Source organism: Diaphorobacter sp., assembly GCF_050251835.1.
Classification (GTDB): domain Bacteria; phylum Pseudomonadota; class Gammaproteobacteria; order Burkholderiales; family Burkholderiaceae_C; genus JBFXIE01.
This window is the reverse complement of record NZ_JBFWLZ010000014.1, coordinates 14011-36904: the sequence shown is the minus strand read 5'-3', so window position 1 is coordinate 36904 and position 22894 is coordinate 14011. Positions and strand designations below refer to the sequence as shown.

The following is a 22894-nucleotide window of genomic DNA, read 5'->3' as shown; positions in this document are numbered from 1 at the left end:
TCCAGGACGACCATGGGTGAATTCGACCTGATTGCACGCTTCTTCACGCGCCCCGTGCGCCGCGCCGCGCTGGGCGTGGGCGACGACTGCGCGCTGCTGTCCGTCACGCCGGGCATGCAATTGGCCGTGTCCAGCGACATGCTGGTGGAAGGCCGGCACTTTTTTGCCGACGTGAACCCCGCCCACCTGGGCCACAAGGCGCTGGCCGTCAACCTGTCGGACCTGGCCGCCTGCGGCGCCAAGCCGCTGGCCTTTACGCTGGCGCTGGCGCTGGCGCGGGTGGATGAGCCCTGGCTGCAGGCCTTTGCCGGCGGACTGCTCGCCCTGGCGGACGCGCATGGCTGCGAACTGGTGGGAGGCGACACCACGGGCGGGCCGCTGAACATCTGCGTCACCGTCTTTGGCGAGGTGCCCGCGGGCCAGGCGCTGCTGCGCAGCGGCGCGCGCGTGGGCGACGACATCTACGTGAGCGGCACGCCGGGCGAGGCCCGCCTGGCGCTGGACGCGCTGCGCGGGCGCGTGGCGCTGCCGCCCGCCGGCCTGGCGCAGCTGCGCCCGCGGCTGGAGCAGCCCACCCCGCGCGTGGCCCTGGGCCTGCAGCTGCGCGGCGTGGCCAGCAGCGCCATTGACGTCAGCGACGGGCTGCTGGGCGACCTGGGGCATATCCTGAAGGCGTCGGGCGTGGGCGCCTGCGTGGATGCCAGCGCCGCTACTGATTTACTAGCTGCCAGCGCACACAGCATAAGGGATACGGGCACTTTTGATACTCAAACCCTGATGCAGTGCGCGCTGGCCGGAGGCGACGACTACGAGCTGGTCTTCACCGCCGCGCCCACGCAGCGCGACGCGGTGCAGGCTGCCGCGCAGGCCAGCGGCACCCGCGCCACGCGCATCGGCCGCATCGAGGCGGCGCCCGGCCTGCGCGTGGTGGACGGCGCGGGCCAGGCGCTGGCGCAGCGCTTTGCGTCGTTTGACCACTTTGCGTGACAGACCGCTGCGCCGCGCCTGCCTGGCGGCCTGGTCACCTGACGACCTCGAACCAGCTGGGCTACGGCCTGGCACCACCCGCCCGCCAAGCTGCCGCTCACGTCACTGGTAGCATCGCCCGGCCTTGCATTCATGCCCGCCCATGACCGACACGCCCCCGCCGCCGCCCTCCCCGCTGCCACCATCCGCCCCGCCGTCACCTGCACCGCCGTCACCCCACCCCGGCGTGCATTTTTTGCTGGCGCACCCGGCGCACTTCATTGCCCTGGGCTGTGGCAGCGGCCTGTCGCGCGTGGCGCCGGGCACCGTGGGCACGCTGTGGGGCTGGCTGGCGTTTTTGGTGCTGCAGCTGTGGCTGACGCCGCTGGGGCTGGGCCTGGTGATTGCGCTGGGGCTGGCGCTGGGCTGGTGGGCCTGCACGGTGGCGGCGCGCAACATGCGCGTGGCAGACCCCGGCCATATCGTGTGGGACGAGATCGTCGCCATCTGGATCGTGCTGTGGCTGGCCATGCCGATGGGGTTTGCGGGCCAGCTGGTGGCGTTTGCGCTGTTTCGCTACTTTGATGCGGCCAAGCCCGGCCCCGTGGCCTGGGCCGACCAGCTGTTCAAGGGCTTTGGCTGGCGCGGCGGCCTGGGCATCATGCTGGACGATCTGGTGGCCGCTTTTTGCGCGCTGCTGGTGATTGCGCTGTGGCGCCATGCGTTCTGGTGAGGCTTATGACACTATCAAAAAATGAGCTTTCCACGCCCGGAAACAAAGGGCTGGGTGCCGATCTGGCATCTATTTGCAACACGCTGCTGGCGCGCGGCTGGATGCTGGCCACGGCCGAAAGCTGCACCGGCGGCCTGATCGCCGCGGCCTGCACCGACCTGGCGGGCTCCAGCCAGTGGTTTGAACGCGGCTTTGTCACCTATTCCAACGATGCCAAGGTGCAGTGCCTGGACGTGCCCGCCGATCTCATCGCCGCCCACGGCGCCGTCAGCGAGCCCGTGGCCCGCGCCATGGCCGAGGGCGCCGTGCGCCGCAGCGCCGCGCAGGTGGCTGTGGCGGTGACCGGCGTGGCCGGCCCCACCGGCGGGTCGCCCGACAAGCCGGTGGGCACGGTGTGGTTTGGCTGGCAGGTCAATGGCGCCACGCATTCCGAGCTGCAGCACTTTGCCGGCGACCGCTCCGCCGTGCGCGCCGCCACCGTGCTCCACGCGCTGGGGCGGCTGGCGCAGTTGCTGGGCGGGCATCCTCCGGGCGCAGTGGGCGCTGGATCCCCGCTTTCGCAGGAATGACTATGGGGTGATGGGGCTGGTCGGCTAGCCGCTTACGCCCCGCAGCACTTCTTGTATTTCTTGCCGCTGCCGCAGGGGCACAGGTCGTTGCGGCCGGGCTGCTCGCCCTTGACGATGGTCTCCACGCGCGGGCCCAGGCTGCGCCAGAGCTGGCGCAGGTCGTACACCGCCCAGATCGCCTCGCCAAAGTCCTCCAGCCGCTGGCGGCTGGTGCTGGGCGGGCCGTCTTCGTCGTACATGCAGATTTCGGGCGTGCCGGTGTCGTCCTCGGTCAGGGCGACGATGGCGTCCAGCGCGCTGTCCAGCCACTGCGCGGCCTCTTTGTCGCGCGGGGCATCCCAGTCGTCGGGCCAGTTTTCGACGGCAAACATGAAGCCCAGCGCCCACACCTGGCCAAAGGACGGAATCTCCTGGCCTTCCATCTCGGCGCGGTCTTCTTCGGGCAGGCTGGCGATGGCGCCGCGCATGTCGATCACCTCGGGCTGGAAGGCGTCGTCGGCGTCCAGCGACTCGGCCTGGGCGTCCAGCTGGCGCGCCACCTCGTCGGCGCGCAGCTGCCACAGCTGCAAAAAGCGCTCTTGCTGCGCCTGCGTTTCAAAACCGGGCATCAGCGGCAGGGGCTGCCCGTCTTCCACCTCCAGCGGCAGGCCGTCGCCCAGCAGCATGGGCAGCCATTCGGTGACGGGCACGGCGCGGCGGGTGCAGACCAGGGCGGTCAGGAAGCCGTCGCAAAACTCCCACTGCGGCACGTCTTCCTCGTGCACGCGCAGGGCGTCGAGCAGGTTGTCGAGTTCGTCCAGTTCGTCCGGGCCCAAGGCTGGATTAACAGGGCCGGGGGATGCAGTGTCGGTGGGTGCGGTCATGGTGTGGCGGGCGGGCGGGCCGCAAGAAGGGGTTGCAGGGCTGGCCAGTGTAGCGCCTGCGGGGCGTTATTTGCTATTGATTAAATAGCTGCTAGCGCTTGCAATGAAAGGGCCAGAGCCTGTTTTGACCTGATTGGCGACATGTCTCAGATCAGGCCGCCAGCCCTCACCCCAACCCTCTCCCAGAGGGAGAGGGAGCTAATACCGGCGCCTGCGGCGGACTTGCGGTTCAAGCAGCCGCCAACGCGGCACACTCTTCCAAAACAATAGCTGCCACCGCTTGCGTGTCCTGGGCCAGCAGCCTTTTTCGCATGCACAGCACGGCCTTGTCCTTGGACACCAGAATGGCGCGGTGCGCCACGGCCAGGTCGATGAAGGGCTGGTCGTCCGCATCCTTGCAGGCCCAGGGCGCGCGCGGCGCGGCGTCCACCAGGCGGGCGCCCGCGTCAAATGCGGTCAGCACGTTGGCCGCGCACAGGCCGTAGTAGTCCAGACGCGGCTGCAGGTGGGCGTATTGCAGCACGCGCTCCAGCTCGTCGCGCATTCGCGGGGTGGCGATCCAGTCCAGCCGCCGGGCCTGCAGCAGCGTGCGCACGCCGGCCACGGCAGGGTCGGCAAAGATGAACAGGTCGAGCACGATGTTGGTGTCCAGCACCGCGGCGCGCGCGGCCTCGCCCGCTGGCGCCACGGCGGGCAGGCGCAGCTCAGGGCGCATCGGGCGCTCCGGCGGAGTCCGCTGAACCGGGCGCCTCTTGCGCGCGCGGGCGCTCGCGCACCGCTCCGGCCACCAGGTCGAAGCGAAACAGCCGGCATTCGATGGGGCCGTTCCACAGCGGTACGCGGCGCGATTCTTTCAGGCGCATCTTGCCCGGCAGCTTCAGGTCGGGCGTGAGCAGCCAGGCCTGCCAGCCGGCGTAGTGGCGCTTCCAGTGGGTGGCCAGCTGGGCAAAGAAGTCCACGCCTTCTTCGGTCTGCGCGGTCTCGCGGCCCAGGCGCTCGGGCGGCGCCATGCGATCGTGCGTCCGCGCGCTGGCGCGGGCCTGCGCGTTCTGGCCGGCCGTGCCCGCCGCGGCAATGCGCTCGCCATACGGCGGGTTCAGCAGCATCACGCCGGGCTGCGCGCACGGCGGCATGCGCTGCAGCGCGTCGCCGCCGCGCAGTTGCACCGCGGCGGCCACGCCCGCGCGCTCGGCGTTGCGCTGGGCAAAGTCCACCATGCGGTGCGACACGTCGCTGCCAAATAGGGGCACAGCGGTTGTGGTGACTGCGCTGGCAGCTTCTTCTTTGATAGCAGCCCAGACATGGGCCTGGTGCGGCAACAGCTTCTCGAAGGCAAAGCGCCGCAGCAGGCCCGGCGCGATGCGGCAGGCGATCTGCGCGGCCTCGATCACCACGGTGCCGCTGCCGCAGCAGGGGTCGTACAGCGGCAGCGGCTGCTCGCCATGCGGGTCCCAGCCAGTGGCGGCGATCATGGCGGCGGCCAGCGTTTCCTTGAGCGGCGCGTCGCCCTTGTCTTCGCGCCAGCCGCGCTTGAACAGCGGCTCGCCCGAGGTGTCGATGTAGATTTGCGCGCGGTCGCTGGTCAGGTGCAGGTGCACGCGCACGTCAGGCCACTGTGTCTCCACGTTGGGGCGCACGCCCGTCTTGGCGCGAAAACGGTCGGCCACGGCGTCTTTGACGCGCAGCGCGGCAAAGTTCAGGCTCTTGAGCGGGCTGTGCTGGGCCGTCACCTCCACCTTGAAGCTCTGGCGCGGGGTGAACCAGATCTCCCAGGCCACGTCGGCGGCGGCGGCGTAGATGTCGTCCTCGCCGCGGTAGGGGCGCTCGGCCAGTTGCACCAGCACGCGCTGCGCCAGGCGGCTGTGCAGGTTCAGGCGCAGCGCGTCGCGCCAGGAGGCGCGCAGCAGCACGCCAGCGCGGCCGACCAGCAGGTCTTGCCCGGCCAGGCCGGTGAGGCCGTGCACTTCGTCGGCCAGATAGCCCTCGACGCCGGCGGCGCAGGGCAGAAACAGTTGCAGTTGGTTCATTGGGGCGGTGCAGCGCGCTGCAGCAGCAGCTGGCGCACGGGTTCTGGGATGGGCGCGGGCTTGCGCGCCGCGCGGTCGATAAAGACGATGCCGGTCTTGCCGCGCGCCACTTCGCGGCCCTGGGTTTTTTCGGTCAGGCAAAACACCAGGTCGAAGCCGTAGCGGTTGAAGTCCTGCGGCGTCATCTGCACGCGCAGCGTCTCGCCGTGAAAGGCCTCGGACTTGTACTGCGCCAGCATGTCGCCGACCACGGTGGCCAGGCCGGCCACGTCGGCCTCGGTGTAGCCCAGCGACTTGAAAAAGCGCACCCGCGCCTCGGACACCAGGCTGAGCAGCTGCGCGTTGTCCAGGTGACCGCCCTGGTTGACGTGGCTGATGTACACCTGCAGCTCGGTGCTGAAGCCGAAATGGGCGGGAAGATCGAAAACAATGCGTGCCATGGGTTTTTTGCTACTTTTTTAGAGGGCTTTGCGCAGGTTGGCCGGGGCGATCTTGAGCGCCTCGCGGTATTTGGCCACGGTGCGGCGCGCGCACTCGATGCCTTGCTCCTTGAGCATCTCGGCGATCTGGCTGTCCGACAGCGGCTTGTGCGGGTCTTCGGCGGTGACCAGCTGCTTGATCAGCGCGCGCACCGCCGTGCTGGAGGCATTGCCGCCCGTCTCGGTGCCCAGGCCCGAGCCGAAGAAGTATTTCAGCTCGTACGTGCCCTGGGGCGTGGCCATGTATTTGGCGGTGGTCACGCGGCTGATGGTGGACTCGTGCAGGCCCAGCTCGTCGGCAATGTCGCGCAGCACCAGCGGGCGCATGGCCAGCTCGCCGTGGGTGAAGAAGTTTTTCTGCCGCTCAACGATGGCGCGCGACACGCGCAAGATGGTGTCAAACCGCTGCTGGATGTTCTTGATGAACCAGCGCGCCTCCTGCAGGCGCTGCTGCAGCGCCTGGTGGCCTTCGCCCCGGCCACCGCGCAGGGCGCTGGCGTACACGTCGTGCACGCGCAGGCGCGGCATCACGTCGGGGTTGAGCTGCACGCTGAAGCTTTGCTGCGCGCCGCGGCCGGTCTTTTTGACGATCACGTCGGGCACGATGATGTGGCGGTCCACATCGGCAAAGCGCCGGCCGGGGCGCGGCTCCAGCCGGGCGATCAGCGCCATGGCGGCGCGGGTGCAGTCTTCGCCGCAGCCGCAGGCCTGCGACAGACGGCGCACGTCGCGCCTGGCCAGCAGGTCCAGCGGCTGGCGGCAGATGGCCAGCGCGGCCCGGACGACCTGCGGGTCGCCCTGCTCGTCCTGGTCCATGGCGTGCAGCTGCAGCGTCAGGCATTCGGCCAGGCTGCGCGCGCCCACGCCGGCGGGCTCCAGGCTTTGCAAAAGGCGCAGCGCCACCGTGAAGCGGTGCACCAGTTCATCGAGCTGCCCGGGGTCGTCGCTGCCCGCCAGGCTGGCGGCCAGGGATTCGAGCGGCTCGTCCAGGTAGCCGTCGTCGTTGAGGGATTCGATGAGAAAGCGCAGCGCCGCCATGTCCAGCTCGGACAGGCGCAGCGACAGCGCCTGGCGGTGCAGGTGGGCGGTGAGCGTCTCGTGGCCGTGGGCAAAATCTGCGGCGTCGGCCTCGTCGCCGTCTGCAGCGCTGGCGCCGTTGCGCGTGGGGGCATCGCCGCCCCATTCGGCGTCGTCGGGCGCCATGTCCAGGGCGCCGTCGCCTTCCCAGTCTGCGGGCTCGTCGGCCATGGCGTCAGCGGCGTCGGGGGCTGCGGGTTCAGCATCATTTTGGCCTTCAGCGCTTGTCTTGTCAGCGCTACCAGCTATTGAATATGTAGCATCTTCGGACTGGCGGTCATCCTCGCTCACGGGCGTGTCGGACTGCGGCAGGCCGAACTCTTCGCGCGGTGCCTCATCGAGCGCGCGCTCCAGAAAGGGGTTGTCGTCGAGCATCTGCTCGACTTCCTGCGACAGCTCCAGCGTGGACAGTTGCAACAGGCGAATGGACTGCTGCAGCTGCGGCGTGAGCGCCAGGTGCTGCGAGACGCGCAGGGACAGGCCGGGCTTCATGGCTGCGCGCCCGTCGCCGGGTCACTGCGGTTGCTGCGGCCCATGGGCTTCACTTGCGGCCTTCACATGCGGAAGTGCTCGCCCAGATAGACCCGGCGCACTTCCGCGTTGTCCACAATGTCCGACGGCGTGCCCCGCGCCAGCACCTGGCCATCGCTGATGATGAAGGCGTGGTCGCAGATGCCCAGCGTTTCGCGCACGTTGTGGTCGGTGATCAAGACACCGATGCCGCGCTCTTTCAAAAAACCGATGATGCGCTGGATCTCGATCACCGCGATCGGGTCGATGCCGGCAAAAGGCTCGTCCAGCAGGATGAAGCGCGGCTGCGTGGCCAGCGCGCGGGCAATCTCCACGCGCCGGCGCTCGCCGCCCGACAGTGCCAGCGCGGGTGACTTGCGCAGGTGATCCACGCGCAGCTCCTGCAGCAGCGCGGTGAGGCGGCGCTCCACTTCGGCGCGCGGCAGCGTCTGGCCGGCCTGGTCGGTCTGCAACTCCAGCACCGCGCGCACGTTGTCCTCGACGTTGAGCTTGCGGAAGATGGATGCCTCTTGCGGCAGATACGACAGCCCCAGGCGCGAGCGCCGGTGGATGGGCATGTTGGTCACGTCCTGCCCATCGATGCTGATCTGCCCGCCGTCGCAGGGCACCAGGCCCACGATCATGTAAAACGACGTGGTCTTGCCTGCGCCGTTGGGGCCCAGCAAGCCGACCACCTCGCCTTTTTGCACGGACAGCGACACGTCCTTGACCACCTTGCGGCTGCCGTAGGACTTTTGCAGGTGCAGCGCCTGCAGGCGGCTGGTTGCCGGCGCAGGCGCTTGGCCGGCAGGGGTTGCCGTGGACGCTGAAGGGGCGCGGACTTCGCTCACGGCCGCGCTCACTTGGCGCCGTCCAGGCGGGGGCTGGCGCGCAGCACCGGCGGCTCGGTACGCGCAGGCGGCGTTGCAGCGCCCGGTGCGGGCTCCTTGGGCGCGAGCACGGCGCGCACCCGCCCGCCAGGCGTGCCCGCGGCGGTGCCGGCGGGCGCGGTTTTCTGCCCGTCCACCGTGAACACGTCGGTAAGGTTGTTATAGACGATGAGCGCGCCGGTCAGCTCGTCGGTCAGCGTGGCCTCGCGATAGCGGCGCAGCTCGGCGCGGCGGATGAGCTTTACGTTGTCGGCGCGCCCGTCGTATTCGATGACCTCGCCCTCGCCCTCGACGAATTCATCGGGCGCGCCCGGCGGCGTATCGCGCTTTTGCCGGAAGAAGGCACGCTTGCCCGCCTCGGCCGTCACCACGCCGTACTGAAAGCCGTCGGCATCCTGGCGCACCTCCAGCTGCGCGCCGCGCAGCACGATGGTGCCCTTGGTCATGACCACGCGGCCGGTGAAAACGCTGGTCTGCTTGAGCTCGTCATGGCGCAGCGCATCGGCCTCGATGTTCATGGGCTTACCGCGGTCGGCTTTTTCAGCATGTGCGCCGGGCGCAAAGGCCAGCGCAAGGGTCAAGGCCAGGGCCAAAGCTTTACGCATTGAGAGGGTGGGCAGGCGGGTATTCATAGGGCACGATTCTTGCGGGCATTGTACTGACGCGCTGGAAAAGCAAGCAGCAGTTTTAGCGATCCGCTGGCGGGCACGCCGGATGCGGCAAATCACAACAAAAAACGCGCCACTGGGGCGCGTCTTGAATGGGAAAGCCAGAGGCCCCGTCAGCCCTTGCGCGCCAGCCCGGCCAGGTATTCCACCACCTGCAGCACGCTTTGCATGCTGCCGGCCATAGTGCCGTCGGTGTAGTAGCGGCCCGCCACGCCCATCGAGGGCACACCCTCCACCTGGTAGGCCTCTTGCAGTTGCGAGGCCTTGCGCACCTGGTTAGCCACGGTGAAGGAGGCATAGACCTCCTTGAACTTGGCCACGTCCACGCCTTGCTTGGCCACCCAGTCAAAGATCAGCTCGTCTTTGTTGAGCGGCTGGCGCTCCACATGCACAGCGCGGAACACCCGGGCGTGCAGCTCGGGCAGCTTGCCCATGCCTTCCAGCGTGTAGTACAGCTTTTGCTGCGGCACAAAACTGGAGTTGAAGGCCACCGGCACGCGGCGGATGTGCAGATCCTTGGGCGCGGCCTTGCTCCACGCTTCAAAGCTGGGCTCGAAGGTATTGCAGTGCGGGCAGCTGTACCAGAAGAACTCGATCACATCGATCTTGCCGGCGGGCGCTTCAGAGGCTGCGGGCTTGCTCAGCTTGGCGTAGTCCTTGCCTTCCTTGAACTGGCGCGGCTGCGCCAAGGCGGGTGTGGCAAGGGGCAGGCCCAGCGTGGCGGCGGTGGCCGCCGATGCGGCGGAGAGGGAAAACTCACGGCGTTTCATAGGTGGGTATGGCTTGGGTGACGATGGAGATGGTTGTGAGCGTGGCCAGGTGGCAAAAGTTCAGCGCTGCACGCGCACCAGTGCGGAATCCAGGCCGGCGCCGTCGAGTTTTTCCTTCAGCGATTCTGCATCGTCGCGCTTGGCAAACGGGCCTACGCGCACGCGAAACACCGTGCGGCCGTTTTGCTCGCGCTCGCTCACGCGGGCCTCCCAGCCCAGCATGGCCAGCTTGGCGCGCTGCGCGTCGGCATCTTGCTGCGTGCGAAACGCGCCGGCCTGCACGAAGTATTCAAACGGGTCTGCGCCCACCGGTGGCGCGGCATTGGCCCTGGCGCGCGCCAGATCGCCCAGCGGGTCGGCCGACGCCGGGGCCGGCCGTGCGGCCGAAGCCCGCGCCGTGGGTGCAACCGCCGCAGCCGAGGCCGCCTGCTGCGCAGCAGGAGCGGACACTGCAGGCGCATCGGCAGCGGGCGCATCAGCGGGCTGCGCCACGGGTTTTACCGGGGTTTTGCCGTACAGAGGGGCGTTGGGGTCCCAGTTTTTGTTGCGCTGCGCCTCGTCCTGGTCGGTAGAGCGCAAGGTGGGCTTGCTCAAGAAGGGCACCGGAACCTTGGTCACATAGACGGCCACGGCCAGCGCGCACCCCAGGCCCACAATGATCCCGAGGATGAAGCCAACGATGGTGCCGCCGCGTTGCTGTTTTTTCATATCAGTGCTTGCTTACATTCTGGCTGGCGCAGACACGCCCAGCACCGCCAGACCATTGTGCAACACCTGGGCGGTGGCGGCGACGAGCGCCAGGCGTGCGAGCTTGACGGCCTCGTCGTCCACCAGGATGCGCTCGGCGTCGTAGTAGCTGTGATAGCTGGCTGCCAGGTCGCGCAGGTAGAAAGTGACGTCGTGCGGCGCGTTGCCTGCGGCCGCAGCCGCGAGCATCTCGGGGTACTTGGCCAGCTGCAGCATCAGCGCCTGGGCCTGAGGGCCCTGCAGCGGGGACAGGTCCACGCCCTGCAGTGCGGCCACGTCGTAATCCTCGCGCCAGCCGCGCAGCACCGAGCAGATGCGCGCATGTGCGTACTGCACGTAGTACACCGGGTTGTCGTTGTTCTGCGCCACGGCCAGATCGACGTCAAAGGTGTACTCGGTGTCGGGCTTGCGGCTCAGCAGGAAGAAGCGCACCGCATCCTTGCTGGTCCACTCGATCAGGTCGCGCAGCGTGACGTAGCTGCCCGCGCGCTTGCTGATCTTGACCTCTTCGCCGTTGCGCACCACGCGCACCATGGTGTGCAGCACATAGTCGGGGTAGCCCTGCGGAATGCCCACGTCGGCTGCCTGCAGGCCGGCGCGCACGCGGGCGATGGTGCCGTGGTGATCCGTGCCCTGGATATTGACCACGCGCGTGAAGCCGCGCTCCCACTTGGCGATGTGGTAGGCCACGTCGGGCACGAAATAGGTGTAGCTGCCGTCCTGCTTGCGCATGACGCGGTCCTTGTCGTCGCCGTAGTCGGTGCTTTTGAGCCACAAGGCGCCGTCCTGCTCATACGTTTTGCCGTTGGCGATCAGGCGCTTGACGGTGGCCTCGACGCGGCCGCTGGTGTACAGGCTGGACTCCAGGTAGTACTGGTCAAACCGCAGGTTGAACGCCTGCAGGTCTTTGTCCTGCTCGTTGCGCAGGTAGGCCACGGCGAACTGGCGGATGTTGTCGTAGTCCTCCACGTCGCCATTGGCCGTGAATTCGCGGTCGTCGGCCTTGATGCTGGCCTTGGCAAGGAATGCGTCGGCGATGTCCTGGATGTAGTCGCCGTTGTAGAAGTTCTTGGCCAGCGGGTTGTCCGCGTCGGTGGGCCAGCAGTCGTCGCCCGGCTTGAAGCCCTTGGCGCGCAGCTGGGTGCTTTTGGTCAGCGTGTCGATCTGCACGCCCGCGTCGTTGTAATAAAACTCGCGGTGCACGCTCCAGCCCTGGGTGGCGTACAGGTTGCTGATGGCGTCGCCAATGGCGGCCTGGCGGCCGTGGCCGACGTGCAGCGGCCCGGTGGGGTTGGCGGAGACGAACTCCACCAGCACCTTCTCGCCGCGCTCGGGCTGAAAGCCAAAACGCGCGCCTTCAGCCAGCACTTCACGCACCACCTGCTGCTTGGCTGCGGGCTTGAGGCGGATGTTCAGAAAACCGGGGCCGGCGATCTCGATGGCGTCCACCCAATGCTGAAAGGCGGGCGTGGCCCGCAGCGCGGCCTGCAGCTGCTCGCCCAGCGCGCGCGGGTTTTGCCCGAGGGGCTTGGCCAGCTGCATGGCAGCGGTGCATGCAAAGTCGCCGTGCGCGGCAACCTTGGGCGATTCGAAAGCCGCGCGGCTGCCTGCGCCGGGCGACACTTTTTCCAGCTCGTCGGCCAGGGCCGCGAGCAATTCCTGTTTGACGGAGAGCATGGGGGCGGATTCTACGGGCCACCCCGTCATCGATTTATGCGCCCGCCGCGTTATGCTGGCTTGCCCGCAGGCCGTGCGTGCAGGCGGGCGAGTTCGACTTATTCCAACTTGCAGAGAGCATCCTATGAAGAAACTGCTTTCCCTGCTGGCGGCCGCCGGCTTTGCCTTTTCGTTTGCAGCTCACGCGGCAGACGCCCCCGCAGCCGGCGCATCGGCCCCCAAGGCGCCCACCGCGCAGCAAACCCGCATGAAGACCTGCAACGCCGACGCCGGCGCCAAAAACCTCAAGGGCGACGAGCGCAAGGCCTTCATGAAAGACTGCCTGGGCGGCAACAAGCAGGCCACCCAGCAAGACAAGATGAAGTCCTGCAACGCCGATGCCGGTGCCAAGAACCTCAAGGGCGACGCCCGCAAGGCCTTCATGAAAGAGTGTCTGAGCAACAAGCCGGCTGCCTGATCCGCACGATTAGCCTGCAAACGCCCGAAACCCCGCGCCCTGCCCCGGCAGCGCGGGGTTTTTTGCGCTCAGCCTCTCAGCCTCTCAGCGCGTGCCCACGCCGCGGGCCAGAAAAACCGCCAGCAGCGGGATCAGCACCATCAGGTGGGCCTCGATCATCACCAGGCGGCGCGTGCCGCGCACCTGCTCTTCGGACGGCAACGCGCCGCTGGCACGCAGCGCGCGGCGCCAGCGCAGGAACCGCAGGGTCGGGACGATGGACATCAGCCCGATCACCACAAACAGCGTGACCTTGGCGTGCAGCAGCGGCTGCGACCAGTACCAGGCCGCGCCCTTCAGGCCCCACCCGCTGCGCGCCAGCCCCGTGGCCAGCACCAGCAGCGCAGAGATGCCGTACAGCATGTCCACGCGCGCCAGCCGCTCGACCACGGCGGCGTTCATCCATTCCTTGCGGCACAGCGCGGCTTCGCTGGCCAGAAAGGTGGCTGCCATGAGGATGGACAGGATGTGGGCATAGGCCAGCAGGGCTTCGGTGGTCATGAGGCTTCCTTGGGGTAGGTTGTTGAATGACGGCTTCAAAGGCTCACGCAGCACCCGCCGGCCGCGCCCAGAAGTCGGGCTGCGCGTAATGCAGCTTGAGGTACTCGATCCACAGCCGCACGCGCAGCGGCAGGTGCTTGCGTTGCGGAAAGACCACGTAAATGCCATTGGGCGGCGCGGCAAAGTCTTCCAGCACGGCCACCAGGCGCCCGTTCGCAATCTCGGACTCGACCTCCCAGGTGCTGCGCCAGGCGATGCCCCAGCCGTCCAGACACCAGTCGTGCAGCACCTGGCCGTCGGAGCAGTCCAGCGGACCGTCGGGCTTGAAGTGCACCACCTCGGCTGCGCCGCCACCACCCGGCACCGGCACCAGGAACGCCCAGCCGCGCGTTTGCGAGGCATCGCTGGACAGGGTCAGGCAGTCGTGCTGCGCCAGCTCGGCAGGGTGGCGGGGCGTGCCGCGGCGCTGCAGGTACTGCGGTGTGGCCACGCACAGGCGGCGGTTGTCGGCCATGCGCACGCTGACCAGGGAGGAGTCGGGCAAATCCCCCACGCGCACGGCGCAGTCATAGCCCTCGCCCGCCAGATCCACCACGCGGTCACTCAGGTTCAAAGAGATTTTCACTTCCGGGTGCAGGTCGTGGAACCGCGGCACCAGCGGCGCCACATGCCGCCGGCCAAAGCCCGCCGGCGCGGTGATGCGCAAATGCCCCGTGGCCTTGACGCCGCCGGCCGACACGCTGGCCTCGGCGTTGGCCACGTCGGACAGCAGGCGCTGGCAGTCCTCCAGAAAGGCGCTGCCCTCGTGCGTGAGGGTGATGCGCCGCGTGGTGCGCACCAACAGCTTGACGCCCAGATGCTCTTCCAGCGCGTCCAGGCGCCGCCCCACGATGGCGGGCGCCACGCCCTCGACCTTGGCAGCAGCCGTGAGGCTGCCGCGCGTTGCCACCGACACGAATGACTCGAACGCTTTGAGTTTGTCCATGAATACAAGCCAAATAGGGCTGTAGCCCTTATAAAACGTGCGCTCGCAGCTATCGTTTTAGATATTTCCACCGTGCCGCACACACAGCCCCGAGTGTGCCAACCTTTGCAAAAAAGTCATCAGTCAAGAGATATTGGCGCGATTTATCTACTTAAACATTTGCAATACAGTGGCTGCCAAGGCCTCGACAGGGGTTCACCCGTTCCATCATTACCGCCAGGGGGATTTTTCATGACCGCACGTATCCAAGTCCACGGCCTGCAGGTGGCCAGCGTTTTGCACACCTTCATCAACGAGCAGGTGCTGCCCGGCACCGGTGTCGAGCCGGCTGCCTTCTGGAAAGGCTTTGACGCCGTGGTGGCCGACCTGGCGCCGCGCAACATCGCCCTGCTGGCCGAGCGCGATCGCCTGCAAGCCGAACTGGACACCTGGCACCAGGCCCACCCCGGCCCCATCCAGGACATGGCGGGCTACCGCGCCTTTCTGACGCGCATCGGCTACCTGGTCGAGCCGCCGCAGGGCGTGCAGGCCACCACCACCCATGTCGATGCCGAGCTGGCGCAGCAGGCCGGCCCGCAGCTGGTGGTGCCCATCCTGAACGCGCGCTACGCCCTCAACGCCGCCAACGCGCGCTGGGGCTCTTTGTACGACGCGCTGTATGGCACCGACGTGATCGGCGAAGACGGCGGCGCAGGCAAAGTGGCTGAAGGGGGCAAGAGCTACAACCCCGTGCGAGGCGCCAGAGTCATCGCGTTTGCGCGCAACTTCCTCGACCAGGCAGCGCCGCTGGCCAGCGGCTCGCACCAGGACTCGGCAGGCTACTGCGTGCAAGGTGGCCAGCTTGCGGTGACGCTGAAAAGCGGCACCACCACAGGCCTGAAGAATGCCGCCCAGTTTGTCGGCTGGCAGGGCGACGCGGCCGCGCCGTCGTCGGTGCTGCTGGTCAACAACGGCCTGCACATCGACATCCGCATCGACCGCAGCACCCCCATCGGCAAGAGCGACGCCGCCGGCGTGTCCGACGTGGTGATCGAGGCAGCGCTGTCCACCATCCTGGACCTGGAAGACTCCGTGGCCGCCGTCGATGCCGAGGACAAGGTGCTGGGCTACAGCAACTGGCTGGGCATCCTCAAGGGCACGCTGACCGACACCTTCGACAAGGGCGGCAGGCAGGTCACGCGCGGCCTGAACCCCGACCGCATCTACACCGCCGCCAGCGGCACGGGCGAGGTGCGCCTGCACGGCCGCAGCCTGATGTTTGTGCGCAACGTGGGCCACCTGATGACCAACCCGGCCATCCTCTGGACCGACGCGCAGGGCCAGCAGCGCGAAATCCCCGAGGGCATCATGGATGCCATGGTCACCACGGCCATCGCCATCCACGACCTGCGCGGGCATGGCGCGGGCGGGCTGCGCAACAGCCGCACGGGCAGCGTGTACATCGTCAAGCCCAAGATGCACGGCCCGGCCGAAGTGGCCTTTGCCAACGAGCTGTTCGGCCGCGTGGAGCAGGTGCTGGGCCTGCCCGCCCACACCGTCAAGCTGGGCATCATGGACGAGGAGCGCCGCACCAGCGTCAACCTGAAGGCCTGCATTGCCGCGGCACCGGCGCGCGTGGCCTTCATCAACACCGGCTTTCTGGATCGCACCGGCGACGAGATGCACACCGCCATGCTGGCCGGCCCCATGATCCGCAAGGGCGACATGAAGACCAGCGCCTGGATTGCCGCCTACGAGCGCAGCAACGTGCTGGTGGGCCTGTCCATGGGCCTGGCCGGCCGCGCGCAGATCGGCAAGGGCATGTGGGCGGCGCCCGACCTGATGAAGGCCATGCTGGAGCAAAAAATCGCGCACCCCAGGGCCGGCGCCAACACCGCCTGGGTGCCCAACCCCACGGGCGCCACGCTGCATGCGCTGCACTACCACCAGGTCAACGTGGCCGCCGTGCAGGCCGAGCTACTCAAGGTGGACTTTGAGGCCGAACGCGACAACCTGCTGACCGGCCTGCTCACCGTGCCCGTCAGCAGCAACCCGAACTGGACCGACGCCGAGAAGCAGCAAGAGCTGGACAACAACATCCAGGGCATCCTGGGCTACGTGGTGCGCTGGGTGGACCAGGGCGTGGGCTGCTCCAAGGTGCCCGACATCAACGACATCGGCCTGATGGAAGACCGCGCCACGCTGCGCATCAGCAGCCAGCACGTGGCCAACTGGCTGCACCACGGCATCGTCACCGAGCAGCAGGTGCGCGCCACCTTCGAGCGCATGGCCGCCAAGGTGGATCAGCAAAACGCAGGCGACGCGCTGTACCAGCCGATGGCCGGACACTTTGACACCAGCATGGCCTACCAGGCGGCGCTGGATCTGGTGTTCAAGGGCAAGGAGCAGCCCAGCGGCTACACCGAGCCGCTGCTGCACGCCTGGCGCCTGAAGGTCAAGGCGGCCCAGGGCGCCGGTTGACGACCTGCGCGGGGATGATGGTTTTTGGCTTTCTGCCGTTGTTCAACAAGCGCTGACAGCTATTAATTCAGAAGCAAAAACGCGCGCACGGAAAAAAACGCTCACGCTCAATCACCCCGCCGCCAGCGCCCACAGCGCGCCGGCGTTGGACACCGCAAACAGCAGCAGCCCGATGCTGCCGCCCACCACCGTGCCGTTGATGCGGATGTACTGCAGGTCGCTGCCGATGTGCAGCTCCACCAGCCGCGCCATCTCCTGCGCGTCCCAGCGCTGCACCGTGGCGCGGATGTGCTCGGCCACGGACTGCGCCACGTCGGGCGCGAAGGTGGCTGCCCACAGCTCCAGGCGCACGTTCAGGCGCACGCGCAGCGCGGCGTCGCCCGCCAGCGACAGGCCCAGCCACTGGCCCAGAGCGGCCACGCGGCGCGACAGCTGCGAGTCTTCGTTGGCCAGGTCGGCGCGCAGCTTGCCGCGGGTGTCGGCCCACAGCTCGCGCACATAGCGGCCCAGCACCTCGTCGTTTTGCAGGTAGCTGCGCACCTCCTCGCCGCGGCGCGCCCAGTCGGGGTCGGTCTGCAGGCGCTCGATCAGGCGCTGCAGCGCGCCGTCCAGCGCCTGGCGCAGCTCGTGCTGCGGGTCTTCGGCGACGGCCTTGAGCAGCGTGTCCACCGCATGCGTGATGGCCTGCGCGCCCTTGCCCGAGAGCCATTCGGTGGGCAGCACCCGGCGTTTGAGCGGGTGCTCGCGCCTGATCCATTGCACCAGCGTGTCGGCAACAAAGTCACGCGTGTCCTGCGCGCGCACCATGTCGCCCAGGCGCTCCAGAAGGTCGTCCAGCAGCGCCTGGTGGCGCCCCTCGTGGGTGAGCGCGCCCAGCGCCGACGCCATGGAGCGCGACAGGTCGATGCGCCCCAGCAGGGTGCGCGCGGCGTGGCTCAAAAAAGCCTGGATGCGGGCGTCCTCCACCGTGTCCAGCGCCGTGAGCGCCAGCCGCGCCACCTGGCGCCCCAGCAGCCCCGCGTTGGCGGGCGCGGTGAGCCACTGCGCCAGCATGCCGGCCGGGTCGTGGCGGCGGATCATGATCACCAGCGAGGGCGCGTCCAGAAACTTGTCGCGCACGAACAGCGCCAGGTTGCCGCCGATGCGGTCTTTGTTGCGGGCAATGATGTCGGTGTGGCGCTGCAGCAGCGGCAGCGGTATGCGCCGAAACAGCGCCGACACCGCAAACCAGTCGGCCAGCGCGCCCACCATGGCGGCTTCGGCCACGGCACGCACGCAGCGCACGCCCAGGCCGGGTTCAAAAAAATGGGTCAGGGCAAAGACCAGCACCACCGCCAGCAGCAGGCCGGTGGCCTGGCGCTTGGCGCGGGCCAGCTGGCCGGCACGGTCCAAGAGTGCGTCGGGCGCTGTGGTTGCAGTGGGCACGGCAGCTTCAGCCGGCGTAGCGCCCTGCGCGCCCGGCTGCGGGGGAGTGGCTTGCATGCAGCCAAGCATAGCCGCGCGGCGCAGCGCCAGTCCACTGCGGCGCTGTAGGAGGCGGGCGCTTTCGCGCAGCAGGCGCGCAGGTCAGCGCGCCGGCGCCACCCGGTCCAGCGCAGCCGTCAGGTGGGCCACGGTGCGCTCCAGGTGGTGCCACTTGTCCAGGCCGAACAGGCCGATGCGGAAGGTCTGGAAGTCAGGCCCCTCGCCGCATTGCAGCGGCACCCCGGAGGCCGTCTGCAGGCCGGCCTCGATGAATTTCTTGCCGCTCTGGATGCCGGCGTCCGTGGTGTAGCTCACCACCACGCCCGGCGCCTCAAAGCCCGGCGCCGCCACGCTGGGAAAGCCGCGCGCCGCGAGCAGCGCTCGCACCCGCCCGCCCAGCGCGAGCTGCTCGTCACGCAGCTTGTCGAAGCCGTAGCCGCGCATCTCCTGCATCACATCGCGCAATTGCACCAGCGCGTCGGTGGGCATGGTGGTGTGGTAGGCGTGCTGGCCTTTTTCGTAGCCCTCGGCGATTTGCATCCATTTTTTCAGGTCGCACGCGAAGCTGGAGCTTTGCGTGTGCTCGATGGCCTCGCGGGCGCGCTGCGACAGCATCACCATGGCGCAGCAAGGCGTGCTGCTCCAGCCCTTTTGCGGCGCGGAAATCAGCACATCCACGCCCGTCTTTTCCATGTCCACCCACATGGCGCCGGAGGCTACGCAGTCCAGCACGAACAGGGCGCCCACCTCGTGCGCGGCATCGCTCACGGTGCGGATGTAGTCGCCCGGCAGCATGACGCCGCTGGCCGTCTCGACATGCGGCGCAAAGACCACCTTGGGGCGCTCGGCGCGGATGGCGGCGGCCACTTCGTTTGCGGGGCACGGCGCCCAGGGCGCCTGCGGGCCGTCGCCCTGCGGGCGCGCCTGGCAGACCACCGCGCCGCCGCCCAGTGCGCCGGCGTCGAAGATCTGGCTCCAGCGGTAGCTGAACCAGCCGTTGCGCACAATGAGCACCTTCTCGCGGTTGGCAAACTGGCGCGCCACGGCCTCCATGCCGAAGGTGCCGCTGCCGGGCACCAGCACGGCGGTGCGGGCGTGATAGACCTCTTTGAGCGTGCCCAGAATGTCCTGCATCACGCCGGTGAAGCGGCGAGACATGTGGTTGAGCGCGCGGTCGGTATAAACCACCGAAAATTCAAGCAGGCCATCGGGGTCGATCTCGGGCAGCAAGCCGGGCATGGGGCAATCTCCTTCAGTGCATTGTTGTGATGGCCAGCTTATCAGGCCGGATAGTGGCGCGCGCCGAAGATGCCGCTGCCCACGCGCACCATGGTGCTGCCGGCGCGGATGGCGGCCTCCAGATCGCCGGTCATGCCCAGCGACAGCGTGTCGAAGTCCTCGAACCCCGGGCCGCCCTGCGTGCGCAGCAGGTCAAACACCTGGCGCACACGCTGCAGCACGGCCCACTGGGTCTGCGCATCGGGCGCCTCGTCCGGGATGCTCATGACGCCGCGCAATCGCAGCCGTGGCAGCAGGGCGACGGTGCGGGCCAGTTTCAGGGCTTCGTCAGGCGGCACGCCGCCCTTGGTGGCGCCGCCGTCCACGTTCACCTGGATGCACACCTGCAGCGGCGGCAGGTGCTCGGGGCGCTGGTCCGACAGGCGCTGCGCCGTCTTGATCCGGTCCAGCGTGTGCACCCAATCGAAATGCTCGGCCACCAGCCGTGTCTTGTTGCTTTGCACCGGGCCAATGCAGTGCCACTCAAGCGGCGCCGGCACGCCCAGCGCGTCCACCAGAGCCATTTTTTCGACGGCCTCCTGGATGTAGTTTTCGCCAAAGCAGCGCTGGCCTGCCAGCGCTGCCTCACGCACCGCTTCGGGGCCGAAAGTCTTGGATACGGCCAGCAAGGCCACGGCATCGGCCGGCCGGCCGGCGGCGGCGCAGGCCTGCGCGATGCGCGCCCGCACCTGCTGGAGGTTGCAATTAATCGTCGTCATAATGCAAGCCCGAAGCGTATCAAACGATGAGAGGGATCTCGTGGACATCACCCAACTGCTGGCCTTCAGCGTGAAGAACAAGGCATCCGACCTGCACCTGTCCGCCGGGCTGCCGCCGATGATCCGTGTTCATGGGGATGTGCGGCGCATCAATGTCGATGCGCTGGACCACAAGACGGTGCATGCCATGGTGTACGACATCATGAGCGACGCCCAGCGCAAGGCCTACGAAGAATTTCTGGAGGTGGACTTTTCCTTCGAGATCGACGGCCTGGCGCGTTTTCGTGTCAACGCCTTCAATCAGAACCGCGGAGCGGCCGCGGTGTTCCGTACCATTCCCAGCAAGATCCTGACGCTGGAGCAGCTCAACGCGCCCAAGATCTTCGCCGACCTGGCGCTCAAGCCGCGTGGCCTGGTGCTGGTGACCGGCCCCACGGGTTCGGGCAAGTCCACCACGCTGGCGGCCATGGTGAACCACCTCAACGAAAGCGAGTACGGTCACATCCTGACCATCGAAGACCCCATCGAATTCGTGCATGAGTCCAAGAAATGCCTGATCAACCAGCGCGAGGTGGGACCCATGACGCTGTCGTTCTCGGCAGCCCTGCGCTCTGCCCTGCGCGAAGACCCCGACGCCATCCTGGTGGGTGAAATGCGCGACCTGGAGACCATCCGCCTGGCCATGACGGCCGCCGAAACCGGTCACCTGGTTTTTGGCACGCTGCACACCTCCAGCGCTGCCAAGACCATCGACCGCGTGATCGACGTGTTCCCGGCCGAAGAAAAGGAGATGGTGCGCGCCATGCTGTCCGAGTCACTGCAGGCCGTCATCTCGCAGACGCTGTGCAAGCTCAAGGACGGCTCGGGCCGCGTGGCCGCGCACGAGATCATGCTCGGCACCAGCGCCATCCGCAACCTGATCCGCGAGGCCAAGGTGGCGCAGATGTACTCCACCATCCAGACCGGCAACAGCGTGGGCATGCAGACGCTGGATCAAAATCTGGCGGATCTGGTGCGCCGCAACGTCATCACCGCAGCCGAAGCCCGCAGCAAGGCCAAGATTCCGGAGAATTTCCCCGGCTGATCGTTCGCGGGGCGCAGGTCATGCCCACAGCCTGCGGCTCATCCACATGGCAGCCGCATGCAACGGAGACTCAACATGAAGGGAATTCTCGGACTGCTCAAGTCCAAGAGCCAGAAAACCGGCGACGAAGGCCATGACTCGGTGTTCTTCACCTCGGCGTTCGCCAGCCAGGGGGTGGATCCATCGCAGATCATTCCCTGGGAGGCGCGCGCGGTGGAAGTGGGCGCCAAGCGCCTGCCCAAAAGCCGCGGCGGCAAGCTGCTGCAGGCGCTGTGGGCCAAAGACAAATACATGGCGCACATGCAACAGGACGCTGTAGAGCGCATGGAGCGCTTTTTCGAGTTTGCGGCCATTGCTCCCAACCGGGACGTCATTCGGCAGGGCGAGTACAGCAACTTCATGGTGGTGCTGCTGACGGGCACCATCGCAGTGGACCGCATTCAGCCCTGGGGCGAGCACCTGCGCCTGGCCGAAACCCGGCCCGGCGACTTCATCGGCGAAATGTCGCTTCTGGACAGCGGCGCTCGCTTTTCCGCCTGCACTTCGCTGACCGACTGCGAGGTGGCGGTGTTGCGCGCCGAGGCCCTGGACGAGATGATGTCCCAAGACCCGCAGCTGGCAGCCAGCCTTGTGGCGCTGCTGGCGCGAAAACTGTCGCTGCGGCTGCGCGCCGTCAGCGCCCGCCTGAGCGAGAGCCAGCTGTGAGCCGCCAGGTACTACATCAACGGAAAGCCCCAGGAAGGTATAGCCATGGAACGTGATCAGGCGAGCAAATTCATCAACGATCTGCTCAAGCTGATGGTCAGCCGCGGCGGCAGCGATCTTTTCATCACGGCCGACTTCCCGCCCGCGATCAAGGTCGATGGCAAGGTGACCAAAGTGTCGCCCCAGCCGCTGACGCCCAATCACACGATCACCCTGGCGCGCTCCATCATGAGCGACAAGCAGGTGGCGGATTTCGAACGCACCAAAGAATGCAACTTCGCCATCGCGCCTTCCGGCGTGGGGCGTTTTCGCGTCAACGCGTTCATCCAGCAGGGGCGCGTGGGTCTGGTGCTGCGCACCATTCCGTTGTCGCTACCTACCATTGACGGGCTGGGCCTGCCCCAGGTGCTCAAAGAAATCACCATGACCAAGCGCGGGCTGTGCATCATGGTGGGCGCCACGGGCTCGGGCAAGTCCACCACGCTGGCGGCCATGGTGGACTGGCGCAATGAGAACTCCTTTGGCCACATCATCACCGTCGAAGACCCCATCGAGTTCGTACACCCGCACAAGAACTGCGTGGTGACCCAGCGCGAGGTAGGCCTGGACACCGAGAGCTGGGAAGCCGCCCTGAAGAACACCCTGCGCCAGGCACCCGACGTGATTTTGATGGGTGAGATCCGCGACCGCGAGACCATGGAGCATGCCGTGGCCTTCGCCGAAACCGGTCACCTGTGCCTGGCCACGCTGCACGCCAACAGTGCCAACCAGGCGCTGGACCGCATCATCAACTTCTTCCCGGAAGAACGCCGCGCCCAGCTGCTAATGGACCTGTCGCTGAACCTCAAGGCAATGGTGTCGCAGCGACTGATTCCCAAGCAGGACGGCAAGGGCCGCTGCGCGGCCGTCGAGGTGATGCTCAACACCCCCCTGATCGCCGACCTGATCTTCAAGGGCGAGGTGCCAGAGATCAAAGAGATCATGAAAAAGAGCCGCAACCTGGGCATGCAGACCTTCGACCAGGCGCTGTTCGACCTGTTTGAGGCCAACATGATCAGCTACGAAGACGCCCTGCGTAATGCCGACTCGGTGAACGATTTGCGCCTGCAGATCAAGCTGAGCAGCCAGCGCGCCAAGACCACCGATCTGGCCTCTGGCACCGAGCACTTCGCCATTGTCTGACCGGCGCCTGCCTGCCGGCTTCTACCCCCCAAAGTCCCGCCCGC

The 22894-nt window shown here is 67.4% G+C and carries 23 protein-coding genes; 8 read left to right on the top strand and 15 right to left on the bottom strand.

Annotated elements, in window-relative coordinates; genetic code table 11:
- Positions 1–12: 12 nt before the first annotated feature.
- From thiL to AB7E35_RS07025, 3 genes are all read left to right on the top strand, one after another.
- Positions 13–987: a thiamine-phosphate kinase gene (gene thiL, locus AB7E35_RS07035; RefSeq protein WP_428167297.1), complete on the top strand. Its 975-nt coding sequence runs from the start codon at positions 13–15 to the stop codon at positions 985–987.
- Positions 988–1129: 142 nt separating this feature from the next.
- A complete protein-coding gene (locus AB7E35_RS07030; RefSeq protein WP_428167296.1) occupies positions 1130–1699 on the top strand; it encodes a phosphatidylglycerophosphatase A family protein in 570 nt (189 codons plus the stop codon).
- 5 nt (positions 1700–1704) lie between these two features.
- Positions 1705–2268: a CinA family protein gene (locus tag AB7E35_RS07025; RefSeq protein ID WP_428167295.1), complete on the top strand. Its 564-nt coding sequence runs from the start codon at positions 1705–1707 to the stop codon at positions 2266–2268.
- A gap of 32 nt (positions 2269–2300) precedes the next feature.
- Here the strand turns inward: AB7E35_RS07025 and AB7E35_RS07020 are convergent, their stop codons facing one another.
- The 10 genes from AB7E35_RS07020 to argS all read right to left on the bottom strand — a co-directional run bounded on the left by AB7E35_RS07020 (position 2301) and on the right by argS (position 11976).
- Positions 2301–3131 (bottom strand): UPF0149 family protein, encoded by an 831-nt coding sequence (locus AB7E35_RS07020; protein WP_428167294.1) that lies wholly within the window; start codon positions 3129–3131, stop codon positions 2301–2303.
- A gap of 229 nt (positions 3132–3360) precedes the next feature.
- The gene (locus tag AB7E35_RS07015; protein WP_428167293.1) at positions 3361–3846 is read right to left on the bottom strand and encodes a putative toxin-antitoxin system toxin component, PIN family; all 486 of its coding nucleotides are present in this window, start codon (positions 3844–3846) and stop codon (positions 3361–3363) included.
- The gene (locus AB7E35_RS07010) at positions 3836–5158 is read right to left on the bottom strand and encodes a THUMP domain-containing class I SAM-dependent RNA methyltransferase (RefSeq protein WP_428162248.1); all 1323 of its coding nucleotides are present in this window, start codon (positions 5156–5158) and stop codon (positions 3836–3838) included. The genes AB7E35_RS07015 and AB7E35_RS07010 overlap by 11 nt, the downstream gene beginning before the upstream one ends.
- On the bottom strand, positions 5155–5598 hold the full coding sequence (locus AB7E35_RS07005; RefSeq protein ID WP_428162247.1) for an acyl-CoA thioesterase: 444 nt from the start codon (positions 5596–5598) through the stop codon (positions 5155–5157). Before AB7E35_RS07005 ends, AB7E35_RS07010 begins: the two co-directional genes overlap by 4 nt.
- A gap of 18 nt (positions 5599–5616) precedes the next feature.
- Complete coding sequence (locus AB7E35_RS07000) at positions 5617–7206, bottom strand: RNA polymerase factor sigma-54 (RefSeq protein WP_428167292.1); 1590 nt, start codon at positions 7204–7206, stop codon at positions 5617–5619.
- 62 nt (positions 7207–7268) lie between these two features.
- On the bottom strand, positions 7269–8000 hold the full coding sequence (gene lptB, locus AB7E35_RS06995; RefSeq protein WP_428162252.1) for an LPS export ABC transporter ATP-binding protein: 732 nt from the start codon (positions 7998–8000) through the stop codon (positions 7269–7271).
- Between the two features lie 83 nt (positions 8001–8083).
- Positions 8084–8746: a lipopolysaccharide transport periplasmic protein LptA gene (gene lptA, locus AB7E35_RS06990; RefSeq protein ID WP_428162245.1), complete on the bottom strand. Its 663-nt coding sequence runs from the start codon at positions 8744–8746 to the stop codon at positions 8084–8086.
- Positions 8747–8895: 149 nt separating this feature from the next.
- Positions 8896–9552 (bottom strand): thiol:disulfide interchange protein DsbA/DsbL, encoded by a 657-nt coding sequence (locus AB7E35_RS06985; protein ID WP_428167291.1) that lies wholly within the window; start codon positions 9550–9552, stop codon positions 8896–8898.
- A gap of 60 nt (positions 9553–9612) precedes the next feature.
- Complete coding sequence (locus AB7E35_RS06980; protein WP_428167290.1) at positions 9613–10260, bottom strand: SPOR domain-containing protein; 648 nt, start codon at positions 10258–10260, stop codon at positions 9613–9615.
- A gap of 12 nt (positions 10261–10272) precedes the next feature.
- Positions 10273–11976, bottom strand: coding sequence for an arginine--tRNA ligase (gene argS, locus AB7E35_RS06975; RefSeq protein ID WP_428162242.1), 1704 nt, complete (start codon positions 11974–11976; stop codon positions 10273–10275).
- 124 nt (positions 11977–12100) lie between these two features.
- Here argS and AB7E35_RS06970 point away from each other — a divergent pair, with 124 nt between their 5' ends.
- Positions 12101–12433, top strand: a complete 333-nt coding sequence (locus tag AB7E35_RS06970; protein ID WP_428162241.1) for a PsiF family protein — start codon at positions 12101–12103, stop codon at positions 12431–12433.
- Positions 12434–12517: 84 nt separating this feature from the next.
- Here AB7E35_RS06970 and AB7E35_RS06965 read toward each other — a convergent pair whose 3' ends face one another.
- Positions 12518–12973, bottom strand: a complete 456-nt coding sequence (locus AB7E35_RS06965) for a DUF2214 family protein (RefSeq protein ID WP_428162240.1) — start codon at positions 12971–12973, stop codon at positions 12518–12520.
- Between the two features lie 43 nt (positions 12974–13016).
- Positions 13017–13958, bottom strand: coding sequence for a LysR family transcriptional regulator (locus AB7E35_RS06960; protein ID WP_428162239.1), 942 nt, complete (start codon positions 13956–13958; stop codon positions 13017–13019).
- A 231-nt stretch (positions 13959–14189) separates the two neighbouring features.
- Between AB7E35_RS06960 and AB7E35_RS06955 the strand changes: the two genes are divergently transcribed.
- Entirely contained in the window at positions 14190–16418 is a 2229-nt protein-coding gene (locus AB7E35_RS06955; RefSeq protein WP_428162238.1) for a malate synthase G, read from the top strand.
- Positions 16419–16529: 111 nt separating this feature from the next.
- Here the strand turns inward: AB7E35_RS06955 and AB7E35_RS06950 are convergent, their stop codons facing one another.
- From AB7E35_RS06950 to AB7E35_RS06940, 3 genes are all read right to left on the bottom strand, one after another.
- A complete protein-coding gene (locus AB7E35_RS06950) occupies positions 16530–17912 on the bottom strand; it encodes a DUF445 domain-containing protein (RefSeq protein WP_428162237.1) in 1383 nt (460 codons plus the stop codon).
- A gap of 72 nt (positions 17913–17984) precedes the next feature.
- Entirely contained in the window at positions 17985–19121 is a 1137-nt protein-coding gene (locus AB7E35_RS06945) for an aminotransferase class V-fold PLP-dependent enzyme (protein ID WP_428162236.1), read from the bottom strand.
- A 41-nt stretch (positions 19122–19162) separates the two neighbouring features.
- On the bottom strand, positions 19163–19879 hold the full coding sequence (locus AB7E35_RS06940; protein WP_428162235.1) for a YggS family pyridoxal phosphate-dependent enzyme: 717 nt from the start codon (positions 19877–19879) through the stop codon (positions 19163–19165).
- Positions 19880–19919: 40 nt separating this feature from the next.
- Between AB7E35_RS06940 and AB7E35_RS06935 the strand changes: the two genes are divergently transcribed.
- From AB7E35_RS06935 to AB7E35_RS06925, 3 genes are all read left to right on the top strand, one after another.
- Positions 19920–20963: a type IV pilus twitching motility protein PilT gene (locus tag AB7E35_RS06935; protein ID WP_428162234.1), complete on the top strand. Its 1044-nt coding sequence runs from the start codon at positions 19920–19922 to the stop codon at positions 20961–20963.
- 75 nt (positions 20964–21038) lie between these two features.
- Entirely contained in the window at positions 21039–21668 is a 630-nt protein-coding gene (locus AB7E35_RS06930; protein ID WP_428162233.1) for a cyclic nucleotide-binding domain-containing protein, read from the top strand.
- 45 nt (positions 21669–21713) lie between these two features.
- Positions 21714–22850, top strand: coding sequence for a PilT/PilU family type 4a pilus ATPase (locus AB7E35_RS06925; RefSeq protein ID WP_428162232.1), 1137 nt, complete (start codon positions 21714–21716; stop codon positions 22848–22850).
- The last annotated feature ends 44 nt before the right edge of the window (positions 22851–22894 follow it).

Bases quoted from the DNA above. Each gene is read 5' to 3' on its own strand.
- AB7E35_RS06955 (WP_428162238.1), top strand. From the start codon at position 14,190: ATGACCGCACGTATCCAAGTCCACGGCCTGCAGGTGGCCAGCGTTTTG.
- AB7E35_RS07010 (WP_428162248.1), bottom strand. From the start codon at position 5,158: ATGAACCAACTGCAACTGTTTCTGCCCTGCGCCGCCGGCGTCGAGGGC.
- AB7E35_RS07000 (WP_428167292.1), bottom strand. From the start codon at position 7,206: ATGAAGCCCGGCCTGTCCCTGCGCGTCTCGCAGCACCTGGCGCTCACG.
- AB7E35_RS06980 (WP_428167290.1), bottom strand. From the start codon at position 10,260: ATGAAAAAACAGCAACGCGGCGGCACCATCGTTGGCTTCATCCTCGGG.
- AB7E35_RS07005 (WP_428162247.1), bottom strand. From the start codon at position 5,598: ATGGCACGCATTGTTTTCGATCTTCCCGCCCATTTCGGCTTCAGCACC.
- AB7E35_RS06950 (WP_428162237.1), bottom strand. From the start codon at position 17,912: ATGCTTGGCTGCATGCAAGCCACTCCCCCGCAGCCGGGCGCGCAGGGC.
- AB7E35_RS07015 (WP_428167293.1), bottom strand. From the start codon at position 3,846: ATGCGCCCTGAGCTGCGCCTGCCCGCCGTGGCGCCAGCGGGCGAGGCC.
- thiL (WP_428167297.1), top strand. From the start codon at position 13: ATGGGTGAATTCGACCTGATTGCACGCTTCTTCACGCGCCCCGTGCGC.
- AB7E35_RS06945 (WP_428162236.1), bottom strand. From the start codon at position 19,121: ATGCCCGGCTTGCTGCCCGAGATCGACCCCGATGGCCTGCTTGAATTT.
- AB7E35_RS06985 (WP_428167291.1), bottom strand. From the start codon at position 9,552: ATGAAACGCCGTGAGTTTTCCCTCTCCGCCGCATCGGCGGCCACCGCC.
- AB7E35_RS06970 (WP_428162241.1), top strand. From the start codon at position 12,101: ATGAAGAAACTGCTTTCCCTGCTGGCGGCCGCCGGCTTTGCCTTTTCG.
- AB7E35_RS06925 (WP_428162232.1), top strand. From the start codon at position 21,714: ATGGAACGTGATCAGGCGAGCAAATTCATCAACGATCTGCTCAAGCTG.
- AB7E35_RS06960 (WP_428162239.1), bottom strand. From the start codon at position 13,958: ATGGACAAACTCAAAGCGTTCGAGTCATTCGTGTCGGTGGCAACGCGC.
- AB7E35_RS06965 (WP_428162240.1), bottom strand. From the start codon at position 12,973: ATGACCACCGAAGCCCTGCTGGCCTATGCCCACATCCTGTCCATCCTC.
- argS (WP_428162242.1), bottom strand. From the start codon at position 11,976: ATGCTCTCCGTCAAACAGGAATTGCTCGCGGCCCTGGCCGACGAGCTG.
- AB7E35_RS06930 (WP_428162233.1), top strand. From the start codon at position 21,039: ATGAAGGGAATTCTCGGACTGCTCAAGTCCAAGAGCCAGAAAACCGGC.
- lptA (WP_428162245.1), bottom strand. From the start codon at position 8,746: ATGAATACCCGCCTGCCCACCCTCTCAATGCGTAAAGCTTTGGCCCTG.
- AB7E35_RS07025 (WP_428167295.1), top strand. From the start codon at position 1,705: ATGACACTATCAAAAAATGAGCTTTCCACGCCCGGAAACAAAGGGCTG.
- AB7E35_RS07020 (WP_428167294.1), bottom strand. From the start codon at position 3,131: ATGACCGCACCCACCGACACTGCATCCCCCGGCCCTGTTAATCCAGCC.
- AB7E35_RS06940 (WP_428162235.1), bottom strand. From the start codon at position 19,879: ATGACGACGATTAATTGCAACCTCCAGCAGGTGCGGGCGCGCATCGCG.
- AB7E35_RS07030 (WP_428167296.1), top strand. From the start codon at position 1,130: ATGACCGACACGCCCCCGCCGCCGCCCTCCCCGCTGCCACCATCCGCC.